Below are 23,165 nucleotides of genomic sequence, written 5' to 3' on the forward strand. Positions count from 1 at the left end.
ACAGCGGCTGGCAAAGCGCCATTCTACGCCCCGCCCCTGCCTCCCAAGTCAGGCCATGCGCGCCTTTTCTCGCCCCACCCGCTTGAGCGGCCGGCCATTGAACAGGTCGCCGATGGGCCCCATGCGATCCAGCATCCAGGCGATGGCGCACAGCAGCCCCAGCTCGATCAGCGCCAGCACCCACCACCAGTTGCCCAGCCGCGCCACTTCCACGCCGGCGCGGGTGGCCGTCTCGAACACGATCTTGTTGACGAGGTAGTTGAAGCCGAACACGGGCAGCGTATGCGTGCCGAGCCAAACCACCGCGCGGGAGGTCGGCAGCAGCACCACCACCTGCCACAGCAGCGCGGTGCCGGCGAAGGCTGCGAGCAACGTCATCGCCATCGCCATGGGCGTGGTGCCGATGCGGTTGCGCGACACATTCAATACATCTGGCGCATGCCGGACGGCCAGCACCCAGACCGCCAGCGTGACCACCAGCAGCAGGGCGCGCCGCATGGTCAGCGAGGCCGGCGTGAACTGCATCGGCCCCACCGCCGCGGCACGGGGCCCCTTGCCGCCGCCCATCCAGAGCCCGGCGCCGTAGAACACCATGGCGCAGCCCACGTTGCGCAGCGAAAACGGCCACTCCACCGGGTTCACGTCCGACCACGTACCGCCACCCTGCGTGAAGACGATCCAGACCAGCCCAACGCTGGTCATCAGCGCCCCGGCCACGCTCGGGCCCAGCCGCGACAGCGCGGTGGCCACCACGTCCAGCCAGAACAGGCAGAACAGCGACCACAGCGGCGTGCTCAGGAAATTCCATTCGTTGATGGCGGACCCGGTCATGGTGCCGACAAAGCGCATGGTGAACTCATCGTGGGGAAAGCGGCCGAGCGCCCACGCGACGATGTAAGGTACCGCCAGCACCAGCCCCATGCCCCAGGCCGGCACCACCAGCCGCATGAACTTGCCCCACAGGTGCGAGGCCGGCGCGGCCACCGCCCGCGAGGGCTGGAACACGAGCCCGGCCCGCAGCAGGAAGGCGGGAAAGGCCATCGAGTAGATCGCCCGATACACCGGATCGGGCAAGGCCCAGGCATGGCTGAAGACCACCAGCGCGATGCCGATGCCCCTGCACATGTCGATGGTGGGATTGCGCGGTGCTGAGCTCATGGAAGCCTCCCCTGTTTCGCACGAGTCTGGCCGGCGCCGGGAGCGCCCGCTGTGCGCCACCGCACGTCCGCGCACGGTCGTGGTGCCGGGGCGCTGTCACCTATAATGCGCGGCGTCCCGCGTCTCTTCCCCCTGCTCCGCCAACCGGCAACCGCCCATGTCCGCCTCCTCCATTTCAGCATCCGCCCCGTCTGGCACGCCCCACGCCGTGGTCATCGGCGGCGGGCCGGCCGGGTTGATGGCGGCCGAGGCGCTGGCCGGGCGCGGCGTCGCGGTAGACGTCTACGACGCCATGCCCTCGGTCGGCCGCAAGTTCCTGATGGCCGGCAAGGGCGGCATGAACATCACGCATTCCGAGCCCGCGCCGGCCTTCCTGGCGCGCTACGGGCAGCGGGCCAACCGCATCGCGCCACTGCTGGCCGAGTTCGACGGCCCGGCGCTGCGCGCCTGGGTGCACGGGCTCGGCATCGACACCTTCGTCGGCAGCTCAGGCCGTGTCTTCCCCACCGAGATGAAAGCCGCGCCGCTGCTGCGCACATGGTTGCATCGGCTGCGGGAATCGGGCGTGCGCGTGCACACCCGACATCGCTGGCTGGGCTGGGACGATGCAGGCCAACTCCGCTTCGCCTCGCCGGCGGGCGAATCGACGGTGTCGGCGCCAGCCGTGGTGCTGGCGCTGGGCGGCGGCAGCTGGGCGCGACTGGGATCGGACGCAGCCTGGGTACCCTGGCTCGCCGAACATGACGTGACCATCACCCCGCTGCGCCCCGCCAATTGCGGGTTCGATGTGGACTGGTCCGATGTCTTCCGCGAACGCTACGCCGGCCAGCCGGTGAAATCCGTGGCGATGGCGGTCACCGCGCCGGACGGCACGCCGCTGCATCGTCAGGGCGAGTTCGTGATCAGCGCGACCGGCATCGAAGGCAGCCTGGTCTACGCGCTGTCCGCCCCGATCCGCGATCTCATCGAACGGGATGGCAGCGCCGAGATCCGCCTGGACCTGGCGCCCGGCATGAGCGCGGCGCGCGTGGCCGACGAGATCGCCCGCCCGCGCGGCTCGCGCTCGGTGTCGAGCCACCTGCAGAGCAAGCTCGGCATTACCGGGGTCAAGGCAGGGCTGCTCTATGAAGGCGTGTCGAAGGCCGACATGCACGATCCGGTCGCCCTCGCGGCGGCCATCAAGGCGCTGCCGCTGCGGCCGGTGCGCGCGCGGCCCATCGACGAGGTCATCAGCACGGCCGGCGGCGTCGCGTTCGAGGCGATGAACGATCACCTGATGCTCAACGCCATGCCGGGCGTGTTCTGCGCGGGGGAGATGCTGGACTGGGAGGCGCCCACCGGCGGCTATCTGCTGACAGCCTGCTTCGCCAGTGGGCGGATGGCCGGCCTGGGCGCGGCCAACTATCTGATGGGTATGTAACGGCTAGCTGTTGGCGATGTCGAGCGCCACGGCTTCGGCCACCTCGATACCGTCGATGGCGGCCGAGTAGATCCCGCCCGCATAGCCGGCGCCCTCGCCCGCCGGGTACAGCCCCTTCACATTGATGCTCTGGTAGTCGTCGTTATTGCGCCGGATCCGCAGCGGCGACGACGTGCGCGTCTCCACCCCGGTCAGCACGGCGTCGTGCATCGCAAACCCGGCAATCTTCTTGTCGAGTTCCGGCAGCGCCTCGCGGATCGCGTCAATCACATAGTCCGGCAGCGCCGTGCTGAGGTCCGTCGGCGTCACGCCCGGCTTGTACGAGGGCTCGACCGAGCCGAGCGCCGTGGACGGCCGTCCCGCGATGAAATCCCCCACCAGCTGGCCCGGCGCGCGGTAGTCGCTGCCGCCGAGCACGAAGGCACGCTCCTCCCAGTGACGCTGGAGGGCGATGCCGGCCAGCGGGCCACCCGGGAAATCGACCTCCGGCGTGATACCCACCACGATGCCGGCGTTGGCGTTGCGCTCGGCCCGGTAGTACTGGCTCATGCCGTTGGTCACCAGCCGGCCCGGCTCGGACGCCGCCGCCACCACCGTGCCGCCCGGGCACATGCAGAAGCTGTACACCGCGCGCCCATTGCTGGCGTGGTGCACCACCTTGTAGTCCGCCGCGCCCAGCAGCTTGTTGCCAGCGAACTTGCCGAAGCGGCTGCGGTTGATCAGCCCCTGCGGATGCTCGATGCGGAAGCCCAGCGAGAACGGCTTGGCCTCCATGAACACGCCGCGGTCGTGCAGCATGTGGAAGGTGTCGCGCGCGCTGTGGCCCACGGCCAGCACCACGTGGTCGCACTCGAGGTAGTCGCCGGTGGAGAGCTTGAGCCCGCGCACCTGGCCGTTCTCGATGTCGATGTCGTCCACGCGCGTCTCGAAGCGGATTTCGGCGCCCAGCGACAGCATCTCGGCGCGCATCTTCTCCACCATGCTCACCAGCCGGAATGTGCCGATGTGGGGCCGCGCCTTGAAGAGGATGTCCTCGGGTGCGCCCGCGCGCACAAATTCATCGAGCACCTTGCGACCGTAGTGGCGGGGGTCCTTGATCTGGCTGTAGAGCTTGCCGTCCGAGAACGTGCCCGCGCCGCCTTCGCCAAACTGCACGTTCGACTCGGGATTGAGCACGCTCTTGCGCCACAGGCCGAAAGTGTCCTTGGTGCGCTCGCGCACTTCCTTGCCGCGCTCGAGGATGATCGGGCGGAAGCCCATCTGCGCCAGCAGCAGGCCCGCCAGCAGCCCGCACGGACCCAGGCCGATCACCACCGGGCGCAGCGTCGGCCCGCCCGCCGGGGCCTGTGCCACGAAGCGGTACGTCATGTCGGGCGTCACGCTCCAGTTGGGCTTGCCGGCCATGCGCTGGAGGGGGGCGGCCTCGTCGCGGACTTCGATATCGACGATGTAGGTCAGCTTGATATCGGCGCGTTTGCGGGCATCGTGCGCGCGGCGGAAGACGGTGAACGCGACCATCCCGTCGCCTTTGACACCGATCTGCGCGAGGTGGCTGCGCACGGCTGCCTCCAGGTCGCTCTCGGTATGGTCGAGCGGGAGTTTGACTTCACTTAGACGTAGCATGGGGAACGGGTATTTCAGCGGCCTTGGTGTCTGGTGGCCGGGCGTTACCCAGCAGGAGGCCAGATCGGCCGAAGCGGGATTTTATCAGTCGCCACCATCCCGGGGGCGGCGACGGCTGCATGATGTGCAGGGTTGCCGCGCCGTGGGCCGCCAGCGTGGTCCAGCCGGCGATGCCGGCGATGTACACCGCGCCGGGCGTGAGCGTGGCGGCAGGCCGGCTAACCGTCTCGGCCAGCCAGGTTGGCGGGCCCGCCACGGTCAGGCGACCGGATGCGAGGTGCACCACGGCGCCGGGCTTCAGGTGCAGCTTGAGCCACTGACCGGCGGCCAACTGGTAGGTTTCGGTCGAAAATTTCGCTTGGGACATGATCGCGCTCCGGGGTCCAGAATCAGGTTTCCAGCCTATCCGGCGACCCGCCAAGCCAACAGGCACAAGGGATTGCGGGTGCGACCAGAACAGATCGCACAGTCCGGCTCTGTTACGATACAGACACCCTTCATCTGTATCTGTTGTGCCCGCGCCCCGTGGGCGATGATCGCGCCATGACTGCCACGCACCCCTCCCTCCCCCTTTATCAACAGGTGGCCGGCCACTACCGGCAGGCCATCGCCGCCGGCACGCTGGCCGTGGGCGACCGCATGCCGTCGGTGCGGTCGCTGATGGGGCTGCATGAGGTGAGCCTGTCCACGGCGCTCCAGGCGTGCCGGGAGCTGGAAACCGCGGGCCTGCTCGAAGCGCGGCCGCGCTCGGGCTACTTCGTGCGCGCGCCGTCGCGCCCGGCGCTGGCGCAGATCGAGGAACCGGCCGCCGGCCTGCCTGACCCGGCGCAATACGTCGGCATCCATCAGCGCATCTCGGCCATCCTCGCGCGCGGCCAGCATCGCGATATCAAGATCAACTTTGGCGGCGCGTGCGGCGCGCCCTCGCTCTACCCCACCGCTGCGCTGCGCACCGCCACGGCTCGCGCGCTGCGGCGCTATCCCGATCTCTTCGGCACCGCAGCCGAGGCGGACGGCCACCCGTCCCTGCGCGCCGCACTCGCCCGGCACGCGCTGCGCTCGCGGATCCAGCTCGCGCCTGAGGACGTCGTCGTCACCCACGGCTGCACCGAGGCGCTGAACCTCGCCCTGCGCGCCGTGGCCAAGCCTGGCGATGTCATCGCCGTGGAATCGCCCACGTATTACGGTTTGTTGCAGATTCTCGAGAGCCTGGGCATGCGCGCGCTCGAAATCCCGTGCAGCCCGCAGACCGGCATCTCGCTGGAGGCGCTGGAACTGGCCGCGCAGACCTACGACAACATCAAGGCCGTGGCCGTGGTGCCGAATCTGCAGAACCCGCTCGGCTGCGTCATGCCCGACGCGCACAAGCAGCGCCTGGTGGCGTGGTGCGAGGCGCGCGGCATCACGCTGATCGAGGACGATAGCTGCGCCGCCACCTACGAGGGCGAGACCCCGCTCGCGGCGGCCAAGACGTGGGATACAACGGGCAACGTGATCCACTGCGCCTCGCTCCACAAGGTGCTGGCACCGGGCATGCGGCTGGGCTGGATCGCCGCCGGCAAGTGGCAGGCGCGCGTGGAGATGCTCAAGTTCGGCCTGTCGCGCCCCAACGAGATGCTCGCGCAGATCGCCGTGGCCGATTTCATGGGCACCGGCGCGTTCGAGCGCCATCTGCGCCGCCTGCGCGAGCAGTTGCGCATCCAGCGCGAATGGATGGCGCAGGCTGTGGCGGGCAGCTTTCCGGCCGGCACGCGGCTCACGCTGCCGCGCGGCGGGCTGCACCTGTGGATAGAGTTGCCGGCCGGGATGTCGTCCGAAGCCGTCTTCGAGGAGGTATTGACCCATGGCATCCGAGTCATGCCTGGCTCGATGTTCTCGAATTCGAACCGCTTCGATCACTATCTGCGGCTCAACTGCGGCAATCCGCGCGAGCCGGCGCTCGAACGCGCGTTGGAAACGGTGGCCGGCGTGGTGCGTCGGCTGGCACCCTGACGCCGCCCTGCCCTCCCGCTCCCCCGCGCCCGGCACCGTTCTTGCGAGACTTCCGCTAGGATTTGTCCCAAAATGGCGGCGCCCTCGCCTATGCTTGTGCGCGGACACCGACTACCAGAACCAGGGAGAGCAAACTTGGGCAGTGCACCCGCCGCTTCGCGGCTCGACGACGATTATCAAACGCTGTTTCAGCTCGCGCCTGTCTCGCTCTGGCTCGAGGACTTCAGCGCCGTGCGGCTGGCCTTCGATCAACTGCGCGCGGACGGGGTCACCGACCTGCGCGCCTATCTGCGCGAGCGCCCGGCCGAAGTGGCGCGCTGCTCGGCCCTGATCCGCGTGCTCGACGTCAATCGCCGCACGCTCGACCTCTTCCGCGCCGCCGACCTGGCGGACCTCGTCGCCAACCTCGACACCGTGTTCCGTGACGACATGTTCGACCAGCACGTCGAGGAACTTGGCCAGCTCTGGGACGGCGGCCGGCACTTCGCCAGCCAGACCGTCAACTACACGCTCGACGGCGAACGGCTCGACATCCGGCTCGACGCCACGGTCATGCCGGGCCACGAGCAGGACTGGTCGCGCGTGCTGTTGTCGATCGAGGACATCACCACGCGCGTGCGCAGCGAGCGCGACCTGCGCCGCAGCCAGCAATACGCTCAGGGACTGTTCGAACACTCGCCGGTCTCGCTCTGGGTGGAGGACTTCAGCGCGGTGAAGATGCTGCTGGACGAGGTGCGCGCGGCCGGCATCACCGATTTTCGGACTTTTCTGAATGTGCACCCGGACTTCGTCTCGCGCTGCATGCAGGAGATCCGCGTGCTCGACGTCAACCAGCAGACGCTGACGATGTTCGCCGCGCCGAGCAAGGACATCCTGCTGTCCCGGCTGGGCGACGTGTTCCGCGACGACATGCGCATCCACTTCGCCGAGCAACTGATCGACCTCTGGCACGAAAAGCTCTGGCAGCAGCGCGAAGTTATCAACTACGCGCTCGATGGCCGCTCGGTGGACGTATTCATGCAGTGGTCGGTCTTCCCGGGCCGGGAGGCGGACTGGGATCAGGTGTTGGTGTCGCTGACCGACATCACCGCGCGCAAGAAGGCCGAGGCCTACGTCGAGTTCCTGGGCAAGCACGACGTGCTGACCAAGCTCTACAACCGCGCGTATTACGAGGATGAACTGGCGCGCCTGGGCCGCAAGGGGCCGTGGCCGGTCAGCGTGGTGGCGGTGGACCTCAATGGCCTGAAGCAGGTCAACGACCAGTACGGCCACGGCGACGGCGACGCGCTGCTGCGCCGCACGGGCGAGGTGCTCAAGAAAGCCGTGGGCGAGCAGGCCTGCGTGGCCCGCATCGGCGGCGATGAATTCATGGTTTTGCTACCCGGCAACGACGAACGCGGCGCGGCCACGGTAGTCGATCAGATCCAGCAGGTGGTGGAGCTGAACAACCAGTTCTATCCGGGTGCGCGGCTGTCGTTTTCGATTGGCGCCGCCACGTGCACGCAGGGCGACCGGCTGACCGATACGGTCAAGCTGGCCGACAGCCGCATGTACGAGGACAAGCGTGCGCACTACGAGGCCGTGGGCGCCGAGCGTCGGCGGACGGGTGCCGCCGAGCCCTGACTATCGGGAAATCGATCGCAAAAATCAGAGGAAAACAATCAGCGCGACGCCGCCGAGGATCAGCCCGAACTTGGTCACGTAGTAGACGTTCTTGTTCCAGGACTTGAAGCGGCGGCGGTACTGACCGCCCAGCCAGACGAAGCGGAACAGCTTGTTGATGGCGCCGGTCTGGTCGGATTCCTCGTTCGGCGAGCTGGCGGCCGTCATCACCTTGCGGCCCAACCAGTGGTTGACCGCGGCGGTCCAGCGATAGCGCATCGGACGCTCGATGTCGCAGAACAGGATCAGGCGATCCTTGTCGCTGCGGTTCTCGGCCCAGTGCAGGTAGGTTTCGTCGAACACCACGCCGTGGCCATCGCGCCAGCTATGGCGCTCGCCGTCCACCTCGATGAAGCAGCGGTCGTCGTTCGGCGTGGACAGTCCCAGGTGATAGCGCAGCGAGCCGGCAAACGGGTCGCGGTGCGGGTTCAGCTTGCCGCCCGGCGGCAGCTCGGCAAACATCGCCGCCTTCACCGTCGGCAGTTCGCGCAGCAGCGCCACGGTCTTCGGGCACAACGTCTCGGCGGACGGGTGCTGCGCCTCGTACCATTTCAGGTAGAAACGCTTCCAGCCGTACTTGAAGAACGAGTTGAAGCCGGCGTCGTCATTCTTGTCGGCGGCCTTGATCTTGCGCATCGCGACCAGGGCCAGGCCCTCGTCACGAATCTGCGGCCATGCAGCGCGCAGCTTCTCCAGGTCCGGGAACCGCTCGACGCCAATGTACGGCGTGCGCGGCACGCCCGAGAACATGTACATGAAGCAGTTGACCGGCGCCACCAGCGCGGAGTGGTCGAGCAACTGGCGCATGAACGGCAGTCGCACCTTGCCGCGGAAATGCACATACAGGATGGCACCCAGATATGCAGCGACGATAATCCACTTGATCACGCGTAAAACCTCCAGAAATCAGGCCCAGGCCCGATTGAAGCCGGTATTTTATCCAAACGCCGGCCCCCGCGCATCGTGTGATGCACGGGCCGCTTTTTATCGCTGGAGGATTCACGCCCCACCGCGCGACTGGCGGGCGATACGGTCGATCAGCGCCTTGGCGTCGTCGGGCAATCCCTGCAAGGTCAGCAGCCGCGCGTTGAGCACGATGTTCTCGAGCACGAGCTTGGCCGTGGACGCCCAGAGTGTCGCCAACAGCGCTTCCTGCGACATCCCCGACAGCTCCAGTTCCGTCGATCGTTCGGCGATCAGCTTGCAGGCGAGCGCCCGCAGCGCGTCATCGTCGAACGGCAGGTTGGCGTAGTCGATGGGGTCCGCACGCTCCACCTCCACCATCAGTTGCAGCAGCATATCCTCGGTCATCGGCAAACTCCTTAGGACGATTCTGATTTTACGCGGGCATCAAACCTGGAAATCGGCAGCCATGTCGGCATCGGTACGCGCGGCGAGCCGCCCCGACCGGCATGCTGCGGCGAAGGCCTCGTAGTCGCGGTCCACCTGGTCGGCATAGGCGTTGGCGTAGCCCACCAGCGCCTCGGCCATGGCGTCGCTGGTGCCCAGGTAGCCGCTGATCTCCGGCGCCAGGTTGCTCGCCTTGGCATGCGCGCGGGCCAGCGCCCGGCCGCACACGCGCCCGTAGCCGGTCAGCAGTTCGGCATCCATCAGTTCGATCTCGGCCGAGAATTTCATGTCGCGCAACTGCCGGGCGTAGAAGTGGCGGCCGGAGGGCCCCTTGGTCCAACCCAGGAACAGGTCGCTGGCGGCCTGCATCAGGCGCTGCCCTTCCACCACGCGCCGGCCCTCGTGCGTCACCGCCGGGGACTTGAAATAACGCGCCACCACCGATTGCGTGGCCTCCTTGAACTGGAGGAACAGCGGCTTGTCATGGCTGTCCGTGAGTAGCTGGATCAGGCAGCGCGTGCCCACGCTGCCCACGCCCACCACCTTGAAGGCGATGTCCTGGGAGATGAAATGCGAGAGCAGTTCGCGGCGATCGGCGGCCAGCGTGGAGGTGTAATCGCTGAAGCACTTGGCGATCACGTCGGCATCGACGCTCTTCTTCAGCCAGTCGTCGTCCTTCGTGAACAGCGTTTGCTCGCCCCGGATATGGAAGACGGCCGGCGGGGCGTCCAGGATGCGCCAGCGGTGCCCTGAGCGCGCGCTCAGCTTCGGCAGCAGGGTCTCATGCGTACGCGTGGCGGCACGCTCCATCGCGCGGCGGATCTCCTTCTGGGCCGTGGGGTTGAGTGCCTCGGCCAGCAGGCGGTCGAACGTAATGCGGTCGTACCAGGTTTCCAGCACGCCCATTTCCGCATACATGGCCATGCGGTCGCGATAGCTGTTGACCACTTCGCAGACCATATTGTCGGCGGCAGTCTTGCCGTGACGCAGGTGGCGCGCGGCGACGACCATGCTCGCGGTGAGCCGCTTCAGGTCCCACTCCCACGGGCCTGGACTGGTCTCGTCGAAATCGTTCACATCGAACAGCAGCGCGCGCTCGGGCGTGGCAAACCCGCCGAAATTCGAGAGGTGGCAGTCGCCGCAGATCTGGATGGTCATGCCCGAGGCCGGCGTACCCGCAAGGTCGTGCGCCTGGACGATCGCGCTGCCTCGGAAAAATGTAAACGGGGACTGGATCATGCGCCCGTAGCGCAAGGGCACCAGCCGCTCCACCCGGCCAGCGCTGCTGGTCTCGAGTAGCGGAATCGGGTCCCGATCCACGTTGCCGACCGCTGCGTGTGTCCGTCGCGGCACCAGTTGGCGCAGCGCCTTGCCACGGGCGCGCCGTTCGTTCAGATCCGCTACATGTTCCACCATGCCTCCATGCCTTGGGCCGGGACAACGATTCAGGAAACAGCGATGTGCAGAGTATGTAACGAAGCTAAGACAAGCGTCGCCCAATGTCAATTTGGCAGCGCACGTCGCATGCATCACATTCGGCCGTGCCTTTGCGGAAAAATCAGACGCCTCCCTACAAAGGTGTCACAACTAAGCGTGTAAGCTTGGGTCTCATCTCGCAGCACTACAACAAGGAACCGTCGAGTCCATGACAAAGAATTTTCTTGCAGCCATGCGTCAGTACGTGTGGTTCAGGGGGGTGAAGCACCATGTGGTCCAGGGCGTGGAAGCCCTGGCCGACCTGCTCAAGTCCCCTTCCGTCGCCGCCCGTGCCGTGGCCGCGATCGTTTCCGAAACCGAACAAGGCGTGCAGGTGTGGGTCTCGTACTTCGGCAAGCCGATGGACCCGCATACGAACTACGTGCTCTGGCCCACGCGGGCGCTGAAGCCCGCCCGACGGCGCATCACGCCGCAACTGCCCCGGTCCTGATCCCGCCGGCCCTGCGTCTCACATCGCCTCTCTCAATCGTTCGACAAGGAGCAGCCATGCCCGAACCGCAACATGATGAAGCGCTGGTCAACAATTTTCTGGAGCGCGTGTCCGCGCTGTCGGTCAGCGCCTTCGATGGTGCTGACGTGACGCAGGAACTCACGCAACTGATGCGCGATGCATCGACCAAGCTGGGCGGCGGCGGCAATATCGCCGTGCTCAAGGGCCGCCTCACCGATCGTGCCGAGGCGGCGGAGCGCGAAGGCCAGCCGCAAGTGCGCGATACGTTCGCGAAGGCGGCGTCGCTGGTGCACGCGTAAGCGTCAGGCGTTGAAATTACGAACTTTGGAAAGTACTGCCAGGAACGCTCTGCCGTGATCGGCAGAGGTTTTTGAAGAGGGCTTCAGAGGTGTTGGTTGCGGGGGCAGGACTTGAACCTGCGACCTTCGGGTTATGAGCCCGACGAGCTGCCAACTGCTCCACCCCGCGTCCGAAGGAGATGGATTATGGGGGATCGTCCCGCATAAGGCAAACACTATTTCCACTTTCTGCACCGTGAAGAAGAACACGCCCGCGAAGGGCGTTTTCTTTTTGTGCATCACCGATGCGGATCATGCGATCCGCCGCACCGTGTGCGCGTCATCGAGATCATCGAGCGTCGAAGCGATGTAGCGGTTCACATGCTCGAGCGCCTCGAGCTTCGTATCGAAAGGATGGCTCGGAAAAGGATTGTGGCGAGCCATCAGGATTTCGCCGTCCACGCGCCGGATGATCTCGATCAGGATCCCCCACTTGCCCTTCGGCAAATGGATCACCTCGTAGACGATCTTGAATCCTTCATACTCGGACATGGTGGCTACCTCCGGTCTGCTGCAAGGCGCGAACATCGCGCTCCACATCCAGCCTAGGTGCCACCCCACCGATCAAAAATGATCAAGATCAAGTTCCGCCCCGACAGGCAGGTCACGCCGTGACATACGTCATTGCGCTACCCGCAAGGAACTTTGCTGTCTATCTGACCGGTCCTAAAAGTTTGTCGATGAGTGCATAGGCGGCACTGAAAGCCGCCACTTCGGCAGCGTGCCGCGTGGCAAATTCGTGGCCGCCGCTGGAGAGGATCTCCGTATCGCCGGTATCGGAGGGATCGACACCCTCCTGCGCGATGCGCACCTCGTAGCCGTACGTTTCCGTATCAGACACGCTGCCAGCCACGGCCTGCCGATGCGACGACAGCAGCACGTAGGCATCCATGCCCCGATAGCCCTCTACCCGCCATTCATCCTGGTTCATGCGCGTTCTCCGTGCGATCGACAAGGACCGATGCAGGTTTGAGCGGTATGCGGGCGGAGTGTTCCGGGAGGGAAGGGAAATGCGGGGAGGGAATGCAAAAAGGGCTTCCGTTTCCGGAAGCCCTTTTTGACTCGATAGGTGGTGCGGCTGGCAGGATTCGAACCCACGACCCCTTGGTTCGTAGCCAAGTACTCTATCCAACTGAGCTACAGCCGCACTCGAGAAATGAGATTATATAGAAGTTTTCAATTTTGTGAACCCCCTACGCCGCATTTTTTTCGCCCGGCGCGCTCCGGCCGCGCAACTTCCTATAATGACTACCCGAAGAAGTGATCCGGACCATGAACAAGGCTTTTGTCAAAGAGTCGTCGGACGATGATGACGACGACCTGCCCGAGGGCGCCACGCCGGTGCCTGCCGGCACCAAGAACTACATTACCGCCACGGGTTACAACCGCCTGCGCGACGAGCTGATGCACCTGATCGACGTGGACCGTCCCGAGGTGGTGCAGATCGTCTCCTGGGCCGCCTCCAACGGCGACCGCTCCGAGAACGGGGACTATCTCTATGGCAAGAAGCGGCTGCGCGAGATCGATCGCCGCATCCGCTTTCTCACGCGCCGGCTCGACAAGGCCGAAGTCGTCGACCCCTCGCTGCAGGGCGACAACGACCAGGTCTTCTTCGGCGCCACGGTCACCTATGCGAACCAGTCCGGCGACGAAACCACGATCACCATCGTCGGCATGGACGAGGTGGACCTCGACAACAACCATGTGAGCTGGATTTCGCCGATCGCCAAGGCACTGATCAAGGCGCGCGAGGGCGACACCGTGCCGCTGCGCACGCCGGCCGGGATGGAACAGATCGATATATTGGAAGTCCGTTACCCGGCGAAGGGCGCGGTGAACTAGGCGTCAGCCGTCGTTGCGGTCGCGGAAGATCCGGATCACGTCCGGGTTGCGCCGCAGCCCGCGCATCACGTTGGCCAGGTGCAGGCGGTTCTGGACCTGGATCACGAACTGCATGTACGTGGCTTCCTGGTGGCCGCCCTGCTGCTGCTCCATGGCCACGTGGGCCACGTTGGCGTCGGCGGCGGTCAGGTCCGCGGCCACGCGCGCCACGATGCCCTTCACGTTGCGCACCATGACCTTGATCGACACGTCGAAGGCGCGGGTCGTCTTCTTGGCCCACATGACCTCGATCCAGTGCTCCGGGTCCTTGCTGTGCAGCCGCTTGGCCACCTTGCAATCCTGCACGTGGATCTGCAACCCCTCGCCCTTGCCGAGATAGCCGACGATCGAATCGCCGGGAATCGGCCGGCAGCAGGCCGAGAAGATCATCGACATGCCTTCGTCGCCGGTAATCGGCACGGCCGGCGCTTCCTCGCCCGCGAAGGTCTGCACGGCAGCCAGCAGCGCGCTGTCGACGTCGCCGGACAGCTCCTGCAGCAGGATCTCCATGCGCCGCGCCACCACCGCCGGCACGCGGCGGCCGAGCGCCAGGTCGGCGAAGATGTCTTCCTTGTGCTTGTTGCCGGTCCACTGGATCATGCGATCCCAGACCGCCTGCGGCACCGCCTTGAGCTCGATGCCAAGCTGGCGCGCCGACTGCTCCAGCAGGCGTTCGCCCAGCTGGATGGCCTCGTCGAGCTTGGTCGTCTTCAGGTAATGTCGGATCGCCGCGCGCGCCTTGCCCGTGCGGACGAAGGCGAGCCACGCCGGATTTGGCTTCGAGTACGGCGCCGTGACCACCTCGACGATATCGCCGCTCTTCAGCTCGGTACGCAGCGGCAACAACTCGTTGTTGATCTTGACCGCCACGCACTGGTTGCCGAGGTCGCTGTGCACCGCGTAGGCGAAGTCCAGCGCGGTGGCGCCGCGTGGCAGCGCGCGGATATGGCCCTTCGGCGTGAACACGTAGACCGCGTCCGGGAACAGGTCGATCTTGACGTGCTCCAGGAACTCCTGCGAGTCGCCGGTCTGGCTCTGGATGTCCAGCAGCGACTGGAGCCACTGGTGCGCCTGCTGCTGGATATCGTTGGCGTGATCGGCCTGGTGCTTGTACATCCAGTGCGCAGCCACGCCGGCCTCGGCAATCTGGTGCATGCCGCGCGTGCGGATCTGGAACTCCACCGGCGTGCCGAACGGGCCCACCAGCGTCGTGTGGAGCGACTGGTAGCCGTTGATCTTCGGAATTGCGATGTAGTCCTTGAACTTGCCCGGCATCGGCTTGTACAAGCTGTGCAGCGCGCCCATCGCCATGTAGCAGTGCATCTGCGTTTCCACGACCACGCGGAAGCCGTAGACGTCCAGCACCTGCGAGAACGACAGCTGCTTGTCGTGCATCTTGCGATAGATGCTGTACAGCGTCTTTTCGCGCCCGGACAGCTCGGCCACGATGCCGGCGTCGGCCAGCGCGCGCTCGGCGGCTTCCAGGATGCGCTTGACCACCTCGCGCCGGTTGCCGCGCGCGGCCTTGACGGCCTTCTCGAGCGTAGCGTAGCGGAACGGCGAGCCCACCTTGAACGACAGTTCCTGGAGCTCGCGGTAAATCGTGTTGAGACCCAGCCGATGCGCGATCGGCGCGTAGATCTCCATGGTTTCGAGCGCGATCCGGCGCCGCTTCTCGGGCGGCACGAAATCGAGCGTCCGCATGTTGTGCGTGCGATCGGCCAGCTTGACCAGGATCACCCGCACATCGCGCGCCATCGCCAGCAGCATCTTGCGGAAGCTTTCCGCCTGCGCCTGCTCGCGGCTCTGGAATTCGAGCTTGTCCAACTTGGTCAGGCCATCCACCAGTTCCGCGACCTTGGGACCGAATTTCTCGGCCAGTTCGCTCTTGGTGATGCCCTGGTCCTCCATCACGTCATGGAGCAGCGCGGCCATGATCGACTGGACGTCCAGCTTCCAGTCCGCGCACAGTTCCGCCACCGCCACCGGGTGGGTGATGTACGGCTCGCCGCTCTGGCGGTACTGGCCCAGGTGGGCTTCGTCGGAAAACTGGAAGGCTTCGCGCACCAGCGCCTGATCGGCGGGCTTCAGGTAGGTGAGCGTCTCCATCAGCCGGGAGATGGAGATGACCTGCTGGCGCGGCGGGACGGCCGGCTGCGAGGTCGGACCGAAGAAGTGCCGGTATGACTGCGCCAGCACTGCGTCGATGAACAATTCGCCCGCCGGCGCGGCAGGCAGGGTGCCCTCGATGGGCTCGGCCACGAGGTCGTTGGCCAACCCAGCACGTGACTTGCCTTGCAGCGGCGGCACGACAGACCGTTCCCCGACGACGTTGTCGCCGAGCGGATCGGGCAGGTTCGGGGCGCCGGTTCGGGCGGTCATCGGCATCTGGCCAGACATGGTGCGCCTACCCCCGGGTGAACCCGGCGGCGCAGGCGGCAAGCCGACCGACACCGGCAGTGCGGAGGGCGTGGCAGGCAAAGGGGCGCCCGGGGCCACGCTGGCGGCGGCAACGGGGCCCGGTGCCGGCCGTTCGCCGTCCGTCCGTACGCCGGGCGGACCCGGCAGGACGATCGCGGGATGGATCGCGGACTTGGACGACGATGAAGACATGGGGGCGGCCCCTGGAATCCGGACGAATGCGCGGCTGAATCCGCACGTACGCGAGACAACGATGCACCACAGGCCGCCCTGGCAATCAGGTCGGTACCTTCTTCAGCATCTCGATGCCGACCTGACCGGACGCGATCTCGCGCAGCGCCACCACGGTGGGCTTGTCCTTGGCCTCAACCTTGGGCGTGTGGCCCTGCACCAGCTGGCGTGCCCGATACGTCGCGGCGAGCGCAAGCTCAAAGCGGTTCGGGATGTGTTTCAGACAATCTTCGACGGTAATACGCGCCATATTGAATCCACCTTGAGACAAAACCTGTTCGACAGGCCGTCATTTTACAGCACGCGGCCGAAAACGTTCCGGCCGACCCTTGGGCACCGACCTTCGGTCAGTGAATGCCCAGCTCGATGAACAGCTCGTTGTGACGTGCCTTCTGCGACGAAAAGCGCAGACGGGTGGCACGGACGACGTCTTTCAGCTGCGCCAGCGCGTCATCGAACACCTCGTTGATGATGACGTAATCCGATTCCGACGCATGCGACATTTCGCTGCCCGCGGCCAGCAGGCGGCGCACGATCACGTTCGGCTCGTCCTGGCCGCGTTTCTTGAGCCGCTCCTCGAGCGCGGTCAGCGACGGCGGCAGGATGAAGATCTCCACCGCGTTCGAGAACCGCTTGTGCACCTGCTGGGCGCCCTGCCAGTCGATTTCGAGCAGCACGTCGTTGCCCTGGGCCATCTGCTGCTCGATCCAGACCTGGGACGTGGCGTAGTAATTGCCATGCACCTCGGCCCATTCCAGGAATTCTCCCCGGTCGCGCGCGACGCGGAACTCGTCCACGGTCGTGAAATGGTACTCGCGGCCGTTTTGCTCGCCCGGGCGCGGCTTGCGCGTGGTGTGCGAGATCGACAGGCGGATGGCCGAATCCTGCGACAGCAGCTTGTTCACCAGCGTGGACTTGCCGGCCCCGGACGGGGCCACCACCATGAACAGGTTGCCGGGGTAGGCGGTGTCGATGGCGACGTGCGGCGCGGACTGGGACGCGGTGTGGGACGTTTCACTCATGGTTTAGGACTTATTCGAGATTCTGGATCTGTTCGCGCATCTGCTCGATCAGCAGCTTGAGCTCCATCGACGCATCGGCCAACTCCTTGGCGGCGGCCTTCGAGCCGAGCGTGTTCGCCTCGCGGTTCAGCTCCTGCATCATGAAGTCGAGCCGCTTGCCGACCTGCCCACCCTTCTTCAGGATATGCCGCGTTTCGTTGAGGTGGGCCTGCAGGCGCGACAGTTCCTCGGCAATATCGATGCGGATGCCGTACACCGTGGCTTCCTGGCGAATGCGCTCGCCGATCTCGTCGCGGCTCATCGACGGCATGCCGGACGGCGCGGCCAGGTTGAACGCCTCCTGGAGGCGCTCGGTCAGCTTTTCCTGATGATGGGCGATCAGTTGGGGGATGGTCGGCGTCAGGCGCTCGACGATGGCCAGCATCGCGTCGATGCGCTCCATCAGCGTGGCCTTGAGGGCCTCGCCCTCGCGCCGGCGCGCTTCCAGCAACTGGTTCAACGCCTCACGGGCGGCACCCGTGACGGCCTCGCGCAGGGATTCCTGCGACAGTTCCGGCTCGACCAGCACGCCGGGCCAGCGCAGGATCTCGCCCATGCGCAGCGAACCGGCGCCGCTGAAGGTGGCGGCCACGGTGGACTCCAGCGCGCGGATCTGGTCCAGCAAGCCCTGGTTCAGCGCCAGCGTGGCGCCGCCGGTATCGGTGCGCTGCAGGTTGATACGGCATTCCAGCTTGCCGCGCGACAGCTCGCCCATGAGCATCTCGCGCAGGGCGGGCTCGAACGCGCGACATTCCTCGGGGGCGCGGAACAACAGGTCGAGAAAACGCGAATTGACAGTCCGGAATTCCACCGAAACCGATGCGGTCCGGCCGCTGGGCTCGCCCTTGGCGTTTGTCAGCGGCGCCTGGCGCGTCGCCAGGCCATACCCTGTCATGCTGTGGATCATTGTCGGTTATCTCGCGTAAGAGTCGGAAAGGGTCGAAATACGGGTAAATCGGAGCGGTTATCGCGCCCGCCGGGGCGCGCAAAGCCAGCACCGGGGCGGGGGCGCCGGCAGCGCGCCGGCCGGGCAGAAAATCAACGAAAAATCCGGTTGGAAAACGCGGATTTTTGGCAACAGTCCCCGCTAATGTTTTCTTTACAAGTGATCGATTAGCCGGGAGAATCCGGGAGCAAATGAGGTCCCGAATCCTATGACAGAGTCCAAGGGCGCTAACCAACCCAAGAGTGCGCCGCTGCCCATCGGCACGCTGCTGGCCAACTACCGTATTGTAAAGAAGTTGGCCAGCGGGGGGTTCAGTTTCGTCTACCTCGCCACCGATGAAACCGGCGCCCCGGTGGCCATCAAGGAATACCTGCCGTCCTCGCTGGCCCGCCGCAACCCGGGCGAGCTGATTCCGGTCGTCCCGGAAGAGAACGCGGCCTCGTTTCGCCTGGGCCTGAAATATTTCTTCGAGGAAGGCCGCTCGCTGGCGCGCATTTCCCATCCGAGCGTGGTGCGCGTGGTGAATTTCTTCCGCGAGAACTCCACGGTCTACATGGTCATGAACTACGAGCTGGGCAAGACGCTGCAGGAGCATATCCTGCAGGCCCGGCAGCAGGGCAAGCCCAAGGTGCTGCGCGAGCGGTTCATCCGCAAGGTGTTCCACGACCTGATGAGCGGCCTGCGCGAAGTCCATATCCACAAGCTGCTGCACCTGGATATCAAGCCCGGCAATATCTACCTGCGCGAGGACGAATCGCCGATCCTGCTCGACTTCGGCGCCGCGCGGCAGATCCTGACCATGGAAGCCGCCCGCTTCCAGCCGATGTACACCCCCGGTTTCGCCGCACCCGAACTCTACGGCAAGCACAGCGACCTCGGCCCCTGGACCGACATCTACAGCCTGGGCGCCACGCTCTACGCCTGCATGGCCGGCATGCCGCCGCAGGAGGCCAACCAGCGCGAGAAGGAAGACCGCATGGGCGAGTCGATCTCCCGGCTGCGCGCCACCTATACCAACGGGCTGGTGGACCTCGTCGAATGGTGCCTCCGGCTCACGCCGTCCGAGCGCCCGCAAAGCGTGTTCCGCCTTCAGAAGGAGTTGCGCGACCAGAGCAACGCGCTGGGCGAGCAATCGGCCGCCGCGGCGGCAGCCAACCCTGCTGGGCCCGTTACCGAACGCATGAACGCGACGAGCCGCTTCATGACCTTGCTGCGCCGCCGCGACGACACCGCCACGACGCAGAGCGGCGATTAAATCACTACGCGTCGGCCCCGCGCACCCGCCGGGCTGACCCTGACCGAACTCACGACAACATGCGATTCTCCGTCTACCAGGAAAGCCGGAAAGGCGGCCGCCGTATCAACCAGGACCGCATGGGCTACTGCTTCACGCGCGATGCCCTGCTGATGGTGCTGGCCGACGGCCTGGGTGGCCATGCGCTGGGCGAAGTCGCCGCGCAGCAAGCCCTGCAGACGCTGGCGCGCCAGTTCCAGACCCAGGCCCGCCCGGCCATCCGCAATCCGGCGGACTTCCTCCAGGACACGGTCATGCTGGCGCACCGCGAGATCCATCGCTATGCCGAAGCCAACCGCCTGGCGGACGTGCCGCGCACCACCGTGGTCTGCTGCCTGATCCAGAACGGCCAGATCCACTGGGCCCACGCCGGGGACTCGCGCCTGTACCTGATCCGCAAGGGCACCCTGCTCACCCGCACCCGGGACCACTCGAAGATCGAAAACCTGCTCCAGCAGGAGCGCGTGCTGCCGATGGACGTCGCCAACCACCCCGAGCGCAACAAGCTCTACAACTGCCTCGGCTCGCCCAACCTGCCGCTGATCGACATCGGCGGCCCGGTGCGCCTGGAACCGGGCGACGTGGCGATGCTGTGCTCGGACGGCCTGTGGGGCGCGCTGGAGGAGAAGGTCATTGTCGACCGGGTGACCAGCCTGTCGGTGGTGCACGCCATCCCGGACATGATCGAACAGGCGCTTCAAAACGCCGGCGAAGGTGCCGACAACACCACAGCCATCGCCATGATGTGGGAAGCCGACGCCACCGTGCCGAACGACGACGCCGTGCTGACCGACACCCTGCCGCTGAACGCCTTCACCACGTCGATCCTGGAACGGACGGGCAACGAGAGCGACCTGCTGTCCGAGGAAGAGATCGAACGGTCGATTGCCGAGATCCGCGCCGCGATCGACAAGACCACCAATTTCATGCGCTGAGGTATCGCGCACGGGACTCCGGCGGGCACGCATGGCCCGCCGGCGTTAGAATCGCGGTCTCACCCGATTCCAACGAAAGATCCCCATGCGACCCAGCGGACGCGCAGCCGATGCGCTGCGACCCATCACCCTGACCCGCCAATACACCCGCCACGCGGAAGGTGCCGTGCTGAGTGCCTTTGGCGATACCAAGGTGCTGTGCACGGCCAGCGTGCTGGCCAAGGTGCCGCCGCACAAGAAAGGCAGCGGCGAAGGCTGGGTCACGGCCGAGTACGGCATGCTGCCCCGCGCCACGCACACCCGCTCCGACCGCGAGGCCGCGCGCGGCAAGCAGACCGGCCGCACGCAGGAGATCCAGCGCCTGATCGGCCGCGCCATGCGCACGGTGTTCGACCTCGGCGCGCTGGGCGAGTACACCATCCATCTCGATTGCGACGTGCTCCAGGCCGACGGCGGCACCCGCACGGCCGCCATCACCGGCGCCTTCGTGGCCGCCCATGACGCCGTGAGCAAGATGCTGGCCGATGGCCTGATCGCAAAAAGTCCAATTCTTGACTTCGTGGCCGCGGTCTCCGTGGGCATGGTCGACGGCGTCCCCGTGCTCGACCTGGACTACGCCGAGGACAGCAGCTGTGACACCGACATGAACGTGGTCATGACCGGCAGCGGCGGCTTCGTCGAAGTACAGGGCACCGCCGAAGGCGTGCCGTTCAGCCGCGCCGACCTCGACGCCATGACGCGCCTGGCCGAAGCCGGCATTGCCGACCTCGTGCGCCACCAGAAGCTGGCGCTCGGCCTGTAAGCGACGAGAAACGTGCAAAGCAAAAGGGGATGACGATGCAACGCCTTGTGCTGGCCTCCAACAATCCCGGCAAGCTGAGCGAGTTCGGCGCGCTGCTGATGCCGCTTGGCATCGACGTGGTGCCGCAGGGCGACCTTGGCATTCCCGAAGCCGAGGAACCGCATCCGACCTTCGTCGAGAACGCGCTGGCCAAGGCGCGCCACGCCAGCCGCCTCGCCGGCATGCCGGCGCTGGCCGACGACTCGGGCATCTGCGTGGACGCGCTGGACGGCGCGCCGGGCGTGTACTCGGCCCGCTACGCGCAAAGCGTGGGCAAGCCGAAGTCCGACGCAGCCAACAACGCGCACCTGATCTCGCAGCTGGCCGGCAAGCTCAATCGCCACGCGCATTACTACTGCGTGCTGGTGCTGGTGCGCCATGCCGACGACCCGCGCCCGATCATCGCCGAAGGCACCTGGGCCGGCGAGGTGGTCGATGCCCCGCGCGGCGCCGGCGGTTTCGGCTATGACCCGCATTTCCTGCTCCCGCGCATCGGCAAGACGGCCGCCGAACTGAGCGCGGAAGAGAAAAACGCCATCAGCCATCGCGCGCTGGCGCTCCAGGGGCTGGTGGCCCGGCTCCAGGCGGCCAGCCTGAAGGTTCGCGCATGATTCCGATTCACCCCGTCAGCAGCGGCAAGCCGGCTGTCTCGGCTCCCGTCTCTCCCGCCGACAACCAGCAACTCTGGCTCAAGCCGGGCCAGATCGCCCTGCCCGGCTCCCCGCCGCTCTCGCTCTACGTCCACATCCCGTGGTGCGTGCGCAAGTGTCCGTATTGCGATTTCAACTCGCACGCGGCGCCGGGCACCGTCGGCGGACAAGACAGCCACGACATCCCCGAAGACGCCTACCTCGACGCCCTGCGCGCCGACCTGGAACAATCGCTGCCGCTGGTCTGGGGCCGCCCCGTGCATACGGTGTTCATCGGCGGGGGCACGCCGAGCCTGCTGTCCGCCGCCGGCATGGACCGGCTGCTGTCGGATATCCGCGCACTGCTGCCGCTCGATGCCGACGCCGAGATCACGATGGAAGCCAACCCCGGCACCTTCGAGGCCGAGCGGTTCGCGAGCTATCGCGCGAGCGGCATCAACCGGCTGTCGATCGGCATCCAGAGCTTCAGCGACCGGCATCTCCAGGCGCTGGGCCGCATCCACGGCGAGCGCGAGGCGCGCGCGGCCATCGACATCGCGCAGGCCAGCTTTGACAACGTGAACCTCGACCTGATGTACGCGCTGCCGGGCCAGACCGTGGAGGAATGCGTGCGCGACCTCGAAGCGGCGCTGGCCTATGGCACCACGCACCTGTCGATGTACCACCTGACGCTGGAGCCGAACACGCTGTTCGCCAAGTACCCGCCCGCACTGCCGGACGAGGACATCGCCTACGAGATGCAGGACATCATCGACGCCCGCACCGGCGAGGCCGGCTTCCGCCACTACGAGACCTCGGCCTACGGCAAGCCGCACCGGGAGGCGCGGCACAACCTCAATTACTGGCGTTTTGGCGATTACCTCGGCATCGGGGCGGGCGCGCACGGCAAACTGTCGTTCCCGCACCGGGTACTGCGCCAGATGCGGCACAAACACCCCGCCACCTACATGCGCGAGGCGATGGCCGGCAACGCCGTGCAGGAATCACGCGATGTGAGCGCCGACGAACTGCCGTTCGAGTTCATGCTCAACGCGCTGCGGCTGACCGACGGCGTGCCGGCATCGAGCTTTCACGACTACACCGGCCTGCCGCTGCACACCATCAGCAAGACGCTGGCCGAGGCCGAGAAGAAGGGCCTGCTGGAAGCCGACCTCGCCACGATCCGCCCGACCGAACTGGGCCGGCGCTTCCTGAACGACCTCCAGGAGATGTTCCTGAAGGACTGAGCCGGCGCCCTCCTGCCCCAATGAAAAAAGCCACGCATGTTGAACTGCACCCCAAAAGTTGGACACCAACTTTTGGGGTGTTTTCATGTATCGGTACTCGGAGCAGTTCAGGCTGACAGTTATCCAGAGCTACCTGGACGGTCAGGCAGGCTATGGTGAGATCGCCAAACGCCATGAAATAGACAGCG

Annotated in this window: 24 protein-coding genes and 2 tRNA genes; 12 read left to right on the forward strand and 14 right to left on the reverse strand. The window is 66.0% G+C overall.

Going from position 1 to position 23,165, the window contains the following annotated elements:
* Positions 1-48: 48 nt before the first annotated feature.
* Positions 49-1,158 carry an acyltransferase family protein gene (locus AC1EJR_RS09500; RefSeq protein WP_441591920.1) on the reverse strand — a complete coding sequence of 370 codons (1,110 nt, stop codon included), beginning with the start codon at positions 1,156-1,158 and terminating at the stop codon, positions 49-51.
* Between the two features lie 157 nt (positions 1,159-1,315).
* Here AC1EJR_RS09500 and AC1EJR_RS09505 point away from each other — a divergent pair, with 157 nt between their 5' ends.
* Entirely contained in the window at positions 1,316-2,578 is a 1,263-nt protein-coding gene (locus AC1EJR_RS09505) for a TIGR03862 family flavoprotein (RefSeq protein ID WP_441643859.1), read from the forward strand.
* A 3-nt stretch (positions 2,579-2,581) separates the two neighbouring features.
* Here AC1EJR_RS09505 and AC1EJR_RS09510 read toward each other — a convergent pair whose 3' ends face one another.
* Both AC1EJR_RS09510 and AC1EJR_RS09515 read right to left on the reverse strand, forming a co-directional pair.
* Positions 2,582-4,201, reverse strand: a complete 1,620-nt coding sequence (locus tag AC1EJR_RS09510; RefSeq protein WP_477113006.1) for an NAD(P)/FAD-dependent oxidoreductase — start codon at positions 4,199-4,201, stop codon at positions 2,582-2,584.
* A complete protein-coding gene (locus AC1EJR_RS09515) occupies positions 4,185-4,568 on the reverse strand; it encodes a hypothetical protein (RefSeq protein ID WP_441643860.1) in 384 nt (127 codons plus the stop codon). Before AC1EJR_RS09515 ends, AC1EJR_RS09510 begins: the two co-directional genes overlap by 17 nt.
* 176 nt (positions 4,569-4,744) lie before the next feature.
* Between AC1EJR_RS09515 and AC1EJR_RS09520 the strand changes: the two genes are divergently transcribed.
* Positions 4,745-6,193: an aminotransferase-like domain-containing protein gene (locus AC1EJR_RS09520; RefSeq protein WP_092292261.1), complete on the forward strand. Its 1,449-nt coding sequence runs from the start codon at positions 4,745-4,747 to the stop codon at positions 6,191-6,193.
* A gap of 90 nt (positions 6,194-6,283) precedes the next feature.
* Positions 6,284-7,816 carry a sensor domain-containing diguanylate cyclase gene (locus AC1EJR_RS09525; protein WP_177219870.1) on the forward strand — a complete coding sequence of 511 codons (1,533 nt, stop codon included), beginning with the start codon at positions 6,284-6,286 and terminating at the stop codon, positions 7,814-7,816.
* 24 nt (positions 7,817-7,840) lie between these two features.
* On the opposite strand, the gene lpxO is transcribed toward AC1EJR_RS09525, so the two are convergent.
* The 3 genes from lpxO to AC1EJR_RS09540 form a co-directional block, all read right to left on the reverse strand.
* Positions 7,841-8,743 carry a lipid A hydroxylase LpxO gene (lpxO, locus tag AC1EJR_RS09530; RefSeq protein WP_092292257.1) on the reverse strand — a complete coding sequence of 301 codons (903 nt, stop codon included), beginning with the start codon at positions 8,741-8,743 and terminating at the stop codon, positions 7,841-7,843.
* A gap of 111 nt (positions 8,744-8,854) precedes the next feature.
* Complete coding sequence (locus AC1EJR_RS09535) at positions 8,855-9,166, reverse strand: hypothetical protein (protein WP_092292255.1); 312 nt, start codon at positions 9,164-9,166, stop codon at positions 8,855-8,857.
* 39 nt (positions 9,167-9,205) lie between these two features.
* Positions 9,206-10,621: a DUF2252 domain-containing protein gene (locus tag AC1EJR_RS09540; RefSeq protein ID WP_092292253.1), complete on the reverse strand. Its 1,416-nt coding sequence runs from the start codon at positions 10,619-10,621 to the stop codon at positions 9,206-9,208.
* A gap of 229 nt (positions 10,622-10,850) precedes the next feature.
* Between AC1EJR_RS09540 and AC1EJR_RS09545 the strand changes: the two genes are divergently transcribed.
* The gene (locus tag AC1EJR_RS09545; RefSeq protein WP_092292251.1) at positions 10,851-11,132 is read left to right on the forward strand and encodes a hypothetical protein; all 282 of its coding nucleotides are present in this window, start codon (positions 10,851-10,853) and stop codon (positions 11,130-11,132) included.
* Positions 11,133-11,188: 56 nt separating this feature from the next.
* Positions 11,189-11,452: a hypothetical protein gene (locus tag AC1EJR_RS09550; RefSeq protein WP_092292249.1), complete on the forward strand. Its 264-nt coding sequence runs from the start codon at positions 11,189-11,191 to the stop codon at positions 11,450-11,452.
* Positions 11,453-11,545: 93 nt separating this feature from the next.
* On the opposite strand, the gene AC1EJR_RS09555 is transcribed toward AC1EJR_RS09550, so the two are convergent.
* The 4 genes from AC1EJR_RS09555 to AC1EJR_RS09570 form a co-directional block, all read right to left on the reverse strand.
* Positions 11,546-11,621: transfer RNA gene (locus tag AC1EJR_RS09555), tRNA-Met, on the reverse strand.
* Between the two features lie 122 nt (positions 11,622-11,743).
* Entirely contained in the window at positions 11,744-11,983 is a 240-nt protein-coding gene (locus tag AC1EJR_RS09560; RefSeq protein WP_477106876.1) for a hypothetical protein, read from the reverse strand.
* A gap of 160 nt (positions 11,984-12,143) precedes the next feature.
* Positions 12,144-12,422 (reverse strand): hypothetical protein, encoded by a 279-nt coding sequence (locus AC1EJR_RS09565; RefSeq protein WP_092292245.1) that lies wholly within the window; start codon positions 12,420-12,422, stop codon positions 12,144-12,146.
* 139 nt (positions 12,423-12,561) lie between these two features.
* Positions 12,562-12,638 (reverse strand) — tRNA-Arg (locus AC1EJR_RS09570).
* A 125-nt stretch (positions 12,639-12,763) separates the two neighbouring features.
* Between AC1EJR_RS09570 and greB the strand changes: the two genes are divergently transcribed.
* Entirely contained in the window at positions 12,764-13,333 is a 570-nt protein-coding gene (gene greB / locus AC1EJR_RS09575) for a transcription elongation factor GreB (RefSeq protein ID WP_092292243.1), read from the forward strand.
* A 3-nt stretch (positions 13,334-13,336) separates the two neighbouring features.
* Here the strand turns inward: greB and AC1EJR_RS09580 are convergent, their stop codons facing one another.
* The 4 genes from AC1EJR_RS09580 to AC1EJR_RS09595 all read right to left on the reverse strand — a co-directional run bounded on the left by AC1EJR_RS09580 (position 13,337) and on the right by AC1EJR_RS09595 (position 17,992).
* Positions 13,337-15,754 carry a RelA/SpoT family protein gene (locus AC1EJR_RS09580; RefSeq protein WP_092293273.1) on the reverse strand — a complete coding sequence of 806 codons (2,418 nt, stop codon included), beginning with the start codon at positions 15,752-15,754 and terminating at the stop codon, positions 13,337-13,339.
* Positions 15,755-16,070: 316 nt separating this feature from the next.
* Positions 16,071-16,274, reverse strand: coding sequence for a DNA-directed RNA polymerase subunit omega (gene rpoZ, locus AC1EJR_RS09585; protein ID WP_006578656.1), 204 nt, complete (start codon positions 16,272-16,274; stop codon positions 16,071-16,073).
* A 97-nt stretch (positions 16,275-16,371) separates the two neighbouring features.
* Positions 16,372-17,046, reverse strand: coding sequence for a guanylate kinase (gene gmk, locus AC1EJR_RS09590; protein ID WP_092292241.1), 675 nt, complete (start codon positions 17,044-17,046; stop codon positions 16,372-16,374).
* A gap of 10 nt (positions 17,047-17,056) precedes the next feature.
* Positions 17,057-17,992 (reverse strand): YicC/YloC family endoribonuclease, encoded by a 936-nt coding sequence (locus AC1EJR_RS09595; protein WP_092292239.1) that lies wholly within the window; start codon positions 17,990-17,992, stop codon positions 17,057-17,059.
* A 247-nt stretch (positions 17,993-18,239) separates the two neighbouring features.
* Between AC1EJR_RS09595 and AC1EJR_RS09600 the strand changes: the two genes are divergently transcribed.
* From AC1EJR_RS09600 to AC1EJR_RS09625, 6 genes are all read left to right on the forward strand, one after another.
* A complete protein-coding gene (locus AC1EJR_RS09600; RefSeq protein ID WP_092292237.1) occupies positions 18,240-19,286 on the forward strand; it encodes a serine/threonine protein kinase in 1,047 nt (348 codons plus the stop codon).
* A gap of 59 nt (positions 19,287-19,345) precedes the next feature.
* Positions 19,346-20,260, forward strand: coding sequence for a PP2C family protein-serine/threonine phosphatase (locus AC1EJR_RS09605; protein WP_092292235.1), 915 nt, complete (start codon positions 19,346-19,348; stop codon positions 20,258-20,260).
* Positions 20,261-20,345: 85 nt separating this feature from the next.
* Positions 20,346-21,062 carry a ribonuclease PH gene (gene rph / locus AC1EJR_RS09610; RefSeq protein ID WP_092292233.1) on the forward strand — a complete coding sequence of 239 codons (717 nt, stop codon included), beginning with the start codon at positions 20,346-20,348 and terminating at the stop codon, positions 21,060-21,062.
* A gap of 35 nt (positions 21,063-21,097) precedes the next feature.
* Positions 21,098-21,712 carry an RdgB/HAM1 family non-canonical purine NTP pyrophosphatase gene (gene rdgB / locus AC1EJR_RS09615; RefSeq protein WP_092293271.1) on the forward strand — a complete coding sequence of 205 codons (615 nt, stop codon included), beginning with the start codon at positions 21,098-21,100 and terminating at the stop codon, positions 21,710-21,712.
* A complete protein-coding gene (gene hemW, locus AC1EJR_RS09620) occupies positions 21,709-22,977 on the forward strand; it encodes a radical SAM family heme chaperone HemW (protein ID WP_092292231.1) in 1,269 nt (422 codons plus the stop codon). Before rdgB ends, hemW begins: the two co-directional genes overlap by 4 nt.
* An 85-nt stretch (positions 22,978-23,062) precedes the next feature.
* The coding region (locus tag AC1EJR_RS09625) for a transposase (protein WP_477106569.1) at positions 23,063-23,165 on the forward strand (103 nt) is incomplete at its 3' end.

The organism is Cupriavidus sp. 05T42 (assembly GCF_056396345.1).

What these genes read in the sequence shown, in the direction of transcription:
- AC1EJR_RS09500 (WP_441591920.1), bottom strand. Translation starts at nt 1,158, where the DNA reads ATGAGCTCAGCACCGCGCAATCCCACCATCGACATGTGCAGGGGCATC.
- AC1EJR_RS09505 (WP_441643859.1), top strand. Translation starts at nt 1,316, where the DNA reads ATGTCCGCCTCCTCCATTTCAGCATCCGCCCCGTCTGGCACGCCCCAC.
- AC1EJR_RS09510 (WP_477113006.1), bottom strand. Translation starts at nt 4,201, where the DNA reads ATGCTACGTCTAAGTGAAGTCAAACTCCCGCTCGACCATACCGAGAGC.
- AC1EJR_RS09515 (WP_441643860.1), bottom strand. Translation starts at nt 4,568, where the DNA reads ATGTCCCAAGCGAAATTTTCGACCGAAACCTACCAGTTGGCCGCCGGT.
- AC1EJR_RS09520 (WP_092292261.1), top strand. Translation starts at nt 4,745, where the DNA reads ATGACTGCCACGCACCCCTCCCTCCCCCTTTATCAACAGGTGGCCGGC.
- AC1EJR_RS09525 (WP_177219870.1), top strand. Translation starts at nt 6,284, where the DNA reads ATGCTTGTGCGCGGACACCGACTACCAGAACCAGGGAGAGCAAACTTG.
- AC1EJR_RS09535 (WP_092292255.1), bottom strand. Translation starts at nt 9,166, where the DNA reads ATGACCGAGGATATGCTGCTGCAACTGATGGTGGAGGTGGAGCGTGCG.
- AC1EJR_RS09540 (WP_092292253.1), bottom strand. Translation starts at nt 10,621, where the DNA reads ATGGTGGAACATGTAGCGGATCTGAACGAACGGCGCGCCCGTGGCAAG.
- AC1EJR_RS09545 (WP_092292251.1), top strand. Translation starts at nt 10,851, where the DNA reads ATGACAAAGAATTTTCTTGCAGCCATGCGTCAGTACGTGTGGTTCAGG.
- AC1EJR_RS09550 (WP_092292249.1), top strand. Translation starts at nt 11,189, where the DNA reads ATGCCCGAACCGCAACATGATGAAGCGCTGGTCAACAATTTTCTGGAG.
- AC1EJR_RS09560 (WP_477106876.1), bottom strand. Translation starts at nt 11,983, where the DNA reads ATGTCCGAGTATGAAGGATTCAAGATCGTCTACGAGGTGATCCATTTG.
- AC1EJR_RS09565 (WP_092292245.1), bottom strand. Translation starts at nt 12,422, where the DNA reads ATGAACCAGGATGAATGGCGGGTAGAGGGCTATCGGGGCATGGATGCC.
- greB (WP_092292243.1), top strand. Translation starts at nt 12,764, where the DNA reads ATGAACAAGGCTTTTGTCAAAGAGTCGTCGGACGATGATGACGACGAC.
- AC1EJR_RS09580 (WP_092293273.1), bottom strand. Translation starts at nt 15,754, where the DNA reads ATGACCGCCCGAACCGGCGCCCCGAACCTGCCCGATCCGCTCGGCGAC.
- rpoZ (WP_006578656.1), bottom strand. Translation starts at nt 16,274, where the DNA reads ATGGCGCGTATTACCGTCGAAGATTGTCTGAAACACATCCCGAACCGC.
- gmk (WP_092292241.1), bottom strand. Translation starts at nt 17,046, where the DNA reads ATGAGTGAAACGTCCCACACCGCGTCCCAGTCCGCGCCGCACGTCGCC.
- AC1EJR_RS09595 (WP_092292239.1), bottom strand. Translation starts at nt 17,992, where the DNA reads ATGATCCACAGCATGACAGGGTATGGCCTGGCGACGCGCCAGGCGCCG.
- AC1EJR_RS09600 (WP_092292237.1), top strand. Translation starts at nt 18,240, where the DNA reads ATGACAGAGTCCAAGGGCGCTAACCAACCCAAGAGTGCGCCGCTGCCC.
- AC1EJR_RS09605 (WP_092292235.1), top strand. Translation starts at nt 19,346, where the DNA reads ATGCGATTCTCCGTCTACCAGGAAAGCCGGAAAGGCGGCCGCCGTATC.
- rph (WP_092292233.1), top strand. Translation starts at nt 20,346, where the DNA reads ATGCGACCCAGCGGACGCGCAGCCGATGCGCTGCGACCCATCACCCTG.
- rdgB (WP_092293271.1), top strand. Translation starts at nt 21,098, where the DNA reads ATGCAACGCCTTGTGCTGGCCTCCAACAATCCCGGCAAGCTGAGCGAG.
- hemW (WP_092292231.1), top strand. Translation starts at nt 21,709, where the DNA reads ATGATTCCGATTCACCCCGTCAGCAGCGGCAAGCCGGCTGTCTCGGCT.